We start from the raw sequence: 5,157 nt of genomic DNA, 5'->3' as shown, positions 1-5,157 counted from the left end.
CCCCGGTTGTCCTGCTGGTTTTTCGTTGCGTGGGGGGTCCGCGGCGGCGGCCGGTCCGGGTGAGAGCGCGGGCGGGCGGGTAGCCCTCCCGCGGCCCGCTGGCGGCTTTTGACTACTTAAAGTAGTCGACGGGTGAGGCCGGGTGTGCACCCCCCTCAGCGGGACCGGGAGCCGCGGCGGGTGAGGAATCCCGCCGCATCGAGCACTTGGAGCTCGACCGCGAGCTCGTGGACCTCACGGGGCAGCGAGCGGTGGTGCGCCAGCGCCTCGACCGCGGCGCGGGCGTGGTCGGCGAGCTCGTCGAGGGCGTGCTGGCGCTGGCGCATCCGAGCCCGCTCCTCCTGGATGGTCCGGACCGTGTCCTCCTGCCACCGGCGGGTCCGGATGAGATGCTCGCTGGCGTCGGCGGCCTGCCGCTCGGCATCCTCCAACCGGTTGAGGAGCGCGTCGAGGGCCTCCAGGCGGCCGGCGAGCTCCGCGATGAGATCGCCCCGATCGGGCAGGATGGCCGTTTTACGACTCTTGGGGTCAGACGAGGTCATGGAGCCCCCTGAGGGGTGGGGGTCGGCGGGGACCGCGCCGAGCGGCTGGCGCGAGACCCGGTTGCTCCGACACGGTTGGTAACGGTAACCGACGTGGCGGGCCAGGGGTAACCCATCGTACGGATACGTCGCGTCAGCCAACTTATAGTAAAAAGGGACTATGGATCTGCCGTCATTGTCGTGGTCTATACGCGCCTAGCATGCAGGTTCGGTGTCAGAGCCAGCCGTTGCGCTTGAACGCACGGTAGAGAAACAGACAGATCGTCGTAATGACGGCCAGGACGGCCGGGTAGCCCCACGTCTGACGAAGCTCCGGCATGTGGTCGAAGTTCATGCCGTAGATCCCGGCGACGGCGGTCGGGACGGCGCCGATCGCCACCCAGGCACTGATCCGTCGCATGTCCTCGTTCTGCGCGATCGTCACCTGCGTCAGCGTCGCCTGGAGCACGGAGGAAAGCAACTCGTCGAAGTGAGCTATTCGCTCGCTGACCTGCTCGAGGTGGTCGGCGACGTCCCGGAAGTAACGGCGCATCGCCACGTCGACCATCGTGGGGGCGTCCATGGTGAGGGTACGCAACGGGCCCGCGAGCGGCAGCACCGCGTGCTTGAGCTCCAGAAGCTCGCGTTTCATCTGGTAGGCGCTTTCCGTCGACGGCTTCTGATCCCGATGGAAGACGCCCGCCTCGATCTGGTCGACGTCGGCCTGGATGCTTTCCACGGTGCGGACGTAGTCATCCACAATGCTGTCGCAGATGGCGTGCAGCACGGCCGTCGGGCCGTGCCGGAGCATCTCCGGGTTGGCCTCCAGCCGGCCGCGCAGCTTCGTCATCTCCCCGTGCCTGCCGTGCCGCACGGTCACGACGAAGTCCTCGCCGAGGAAGATCATGATTTCGCCGGTGGTGACTACCTCGGAGGTGCCCGTTACCTGGGTGTGCTCCACGTAACTGGTCGTCTTGAGCACCATGAACAGGTGGTTCTCGTATTGCTCGAGCTTGGGGCGCTGGTGGCCGGTGACCGCGTCCTCCACCGCGAGCTTGTCCAGCCTGTACTCCTCGGCGATCGCGGTGAGCTGCTCGTAGCTCGGCTCGAACAGGCCGAGCCAGGCGAACCCGTTGCGTTCGGACCGCGCCAACCGCAGCGCGTCGGCCTGGTCGATGTCCATGGTGACCCGCCGGCCATGGCTGTACACGCCGCAGGCCATGACGCGCCCGTCCGGCGTCCGCGGTAGCTCGGAGCGGGACGCACGGCGTCGTTTGCGACCCACCCGGACCAGGGAGACCGGACGGGTCAGCGCGCCGGCGAGCTTATGGGCGTTGGCCGACGCCTGCTCCAGGGCGTCCCCCAGCACCTCCCGAACGGGATGCTGGCTGCCGTGGTCGCCGCCGTCCGGGCGCGCGCCATCACCGTCGCGTCCCCGGGTCTCGCGTACCGTCTCGTCGCGTACCCTTTCGCCCGGCACCGCGTCGTCCCGCATCACTGCCTTCTTCCCTGCCGCCGATCCATGTCCAGGTCCACCTGTCGGCATCTCCCACGCCCTTCCCCACTGGTGAACCTTCATGGTGACAAGTCGGTGCCGGTCGTCCGGAGGCGATCCGGGCTTCACCGTGGACGCGGATGCCTGGCAACTGTGCCGGCGTGGTGCGGCACGAAGGGTGAGACACACGTCCGGCGCATGGGATACGTCACAGGGAGGATCGAGTGATCGGGATCGAGGTACGCACGCTTCGGGTGTTCGCCGACGAGACGGGCACCGGCGGCAGCCTGCTCGCCGTGGTGCTGGATGCCGCGAAGCTGCTGCCCGACGCGCGGGAGCGGTCCGTCGTCGCGCGCCGACTGGGCTGCCCTGCCACGGTCTTCGTCGACAACCCGGAGTTGGCGGAGCTGGCCACCTTCACGCCCACCGGGGAGCTGCCCATGGCGGGGCACGCCTTGGTGGGGTCGGCCTGGCTGTTGGGTCGGCTGCTCGGTGGCCATCCGGAGATCCTCCGCCCGGCCGGCGGCGAGGCGGTCAGCTGGCAGGAGCAGGGCCGGGTCTGGGTCCGCGGCGCCCTGGCCGCCGTGCCCTGCTGGTGGCATGAGATGCTCGCGGACCCGGGCCAGGTCGACGCGCTCGACCTGCCCCGTCCACCCGCCGAGGACCTGACCCAGCTCTGGGCGTGGGAGGATGAGCCGGGCGGGGTCGTGCGGGCCCGGGCCTTCGCCAGCAGGCACGGCGTCACCGAGGACGAGGCCTGCGGGTCGGCTTCCATGCGACTGGCCGCGATGCTCGGGCGGCGGCTCACCATCCGGCACGGCGCCGGTTCGATTGTCCTTGCGCAGCCGGGTCCGCCCGGCCACGCCGATGTCGGCGGCCTGGTGGTCGAGGACGAGACGAGGTTCCTCGCCGATCTCGACGAGTTCCTCGCCCGGTGACGGTGGCGTTCGGCGCGGCCACGGCCGGACACCACGGGGACCAAGCCCGAGAGTGTAGGTGCCGAGCGAAGCGACTGGCACCCTTTGTGGGTACCGGGTTACGGCTGCGTGGTGGCTGCCGAGATGCGGACCGGGTCGGATAGGCGTAGCTTTGGATCCTGGTAGCTCTCCGCTGGGTATCCGCCCATGGGCTGCGAGGTGGTCATGGCCGAGACGTTGGTGACCTTGGTGGAGGCCGCGCATCAGGATGCCGTCCGTCTGATCGAGCTCTCGCGCGACGTCGGCGCCCACGGTGACGTGGATGGTCCGTCGACCGACCCGCGGCAGGCGCTGCACGCCAGCGACGCGGCCGTGGCCGCCGTCTCCGCGCACCTGAGCGCGATGGAGTCGGTGGTCTACCCGGAGATGGCCCGCCGGGTCGTGGGCGGCCGGGCGCGGGTGGCGGACCTGGGCCGCTTGGCGCGGCGCTGCTCCTCGGTGATGCGCGGCATTGAACAGTACGTCCAGGGGGACCTCAACCGGCCCGCGGAGCCGGTCGCGAACCTGCGCCGGGATCTGGCCGCGTTGATGGTCGAACATGCGACGCTGGAGGACGAACTTCTGCGTGAGCTGATGGCCGAGCTGTCCGACGACGAGCGCCGGGATCTCCTCGACCGCTTCTCCGACGCGATGCGCCACGCTCCGACCCGACCGCATCCGCACCTCCTGCACAGCAGGCTGTTCGGTGGAAGCCTGGCGGCCCGCCTGACGGGCTACTGGGATCACCTGCTCGACGTGATGGACGCCCGGGAGGTGCCCGGCGCGCCGAGGCGGGCCCCGGTGCCCGCCGGGCTGTGGGGCTGGTACCTGCTGGGCCGTCCCACGGCGCCGGCTGCGGGTGAGACCCCGTCAGGGAAGGAAGGCGCGCAGGGCGACACCGCCGCTGGTAGCCGTACCGCCACTGGTAGCCGCACCGCCGCTCATTGATCCGTCCTTGCGACTGCCGTCGTTTCCGTAGGCCCACCATGTCTTCCTGCGCCCGGTCTTCCGGAGCCCGTCGCGCTCCGTCTTCCTGACCGGTCTTCCTGGCCGCGGTCCACTCCGGTTCGGCGTTCCTATGCGCACGGGCGTCGTGGTCGTGCCATGCTTCGAGTCCGGGTTGGGCCGGTATGGCCTCGTGTCGTGCAATGCCGAGGAGATGTGTCAGGAACCGAGGGCACCGCGATGCGGGCGCCGAACGCTGATCCCCTAAAAGTGATCTGGCCGGTGCTGTTGGTCGAGGATGATGATGCCGACGCCTATCTGGTGTCCGAGCTCCTCGACGAGGTCTTCGCTCCGGTCGAGCTGACCCGGGTGCGCACGGTGGCCGAAGCCGCCCGTCGCAGCGAGCACGTCGCGTGCGTGCTGCTGGATCTCGGGCTGCCGGACAGTGAGGGCCTGTCGGCGCTACGCCGGTTGCTCACGGTCGAGGCGGGAGCGCCGGTCGTGGTGCTCACCGGTCTGGTTGACGAGTACCGGGGGGCGCAGGCGGTCGCCGCGGGCGCGCAAGACTATCTCGTCAAGGGTCAGGTCGACGGGCGGGACCTGGTCCGGGCCGTCCGGTACGCGATTGAGCGCAAGCGGGCCGACACCGCCGCGCAGGCGCTGCGGGAGTCGGAGCTGCTGGCGGACGAGCGGGCCCGCCTCGAACGCGGCCTGTTACCCCGGCCACTCATCGACGACGGCCGGTTGCATCACGACGCCCGGTACCGCCCCGGCCGGCAGCAGTCCCTGCTCGGCGGGGACTTCTACGACATGGTGTCCACCGCGGACGGCACGCTCCACGTCCTGCTCGGCGACGTCTGCGGGCACGGCCCGGACGAGGCGGCGCTCGGGGTGAGCCTGCGGATCGCGTGGCGCACGTTGGTTCTCGCCGGTGTTCCGGAACCCGACCGGCTCGGGTATCTCCAACGCGTGCTGGTGAGCGAGCGGGAACAGGATGAGATCTTCGCGACGGTGTGCACCCTCGCGATCGCTCCCGACCGGACCTCGGCGCGGATGCGGCTGGCCGGCCATCCGCCGCCGGCGCTGTTGCATCCGCGGCTGTCGGCGCTGCCGGGCGACGTCGTCGGTCCGGCTCTTGGCATCGTCGACGACGACCTCTCCGAGGAGGTGCGGATCGAGCTCGGGCCGCACTGGGCGCTCCTGCTCGCCACGGACGGCCTGCTGGAGGGGCGGGAGGGAC

General features: G+C 70.2%; 5 protein-coding genes. 3 read left to right on the top strand and 2 right to left on the bottom strand.

Going from position 1 to position 5,157, the window contains the following annotated elements; all coding sequences use genetic code 11:
* Nucleotides 1-155: 155 nt before the first annotated feature.
* Together AC08OO_RS22370 and corA are read right to left on the bottom strand one after the other, a co-directional pair.
* Nucleotides 156-542, bottom strand: coding sequence for a hypothetical protein (locus AC08OO_RS22370; RefSeq protein WP_476611664.1), 387 nt, complete (start codon nt 540-542; stop codon nt 156-158).
* A gap of 214 nt (nt 543-756) precedes the next feature.
* Nucleotides 757-2,016: a magnesium/cobalt transporter CorA gene (gene corA, locus AC08OO_RS22365; protein WP_476611665.1), complete on the bottom strand. Its 1,260-nt coding sequence runs from the start codon at nt 2,014-2,016 to the stop codon at nt 757-759.
* A gap of 224 nt (nt 2,017-2,240) precedes the next feature.
* On the opposite strand from corA, the gene AC08OO_RS22360 reads away from it, so the two are divergent.
* The 3 genes from AC08OO_RS22360 to AC08OO_RS22350 form a co-directional block, all read left to right on the top strand.
* On the top strand, nt 2,241-2,954 hold the full coding sequence (locus tag AC08OO_RS22360; protein WP_476611666.1) for a PhzF family phenazine biosynthesis protein: 714 nt from the start codon (nt 2,241-2,243) through the stop codon (nt 2,952-2,954).
* 204 nt (nt 2,955-3,158) lie between these two features.
* Entirely contained in the window at nt 3,159-3,920 is a 762-nt protein-coding gene (locus AC08OO_RS22355) for a hemerythrin domain-containing protein (protein ID WP_476611667.1), read from the top strand.
* Nucleotides 3,921-4,157: 237 nt separating this feature from the next.
* On the top strand, nt 4,158-5,157 hold a 1,000-nt coding region (locus tag AC08OO_RS22350; RefSeq protein WP_476619033.1), incomplete at its 3' end, for a PP2C family protein-serine/threonine phosphatase.

The organism is Frankia sp. CeCAU1 (genome assembly GCF_977971845.1).
This window is presented reverse-complemented; position numbering and strand designations above follow the sequence as displayed.

Excerpts from the sequence above, each read along its gene's own strand:
- AC08OO_RS22355 (WP_476611667.1), top strand. The coding sequence starts at position 3,159 with ATGGCCGAGACGTTGGTGACCTTGGTGGAGGCCGCGCATCAGGATGCC.
- corA (WP_476611665.1), bottom strand. The coding sequence starts at position 2,016 with ATGCGGGACGACGCGGTGCCGGGCGAAAGGGTACGCGACGAGACGGTA.
- AC08OO_RS22370 (WP_476611664.1), bottom strand. The coding sequence starts at position 542 with ATGACCTCGTCTGACCCCAAGAGTCGTAAAACGGCCATCCTGCCCGAT.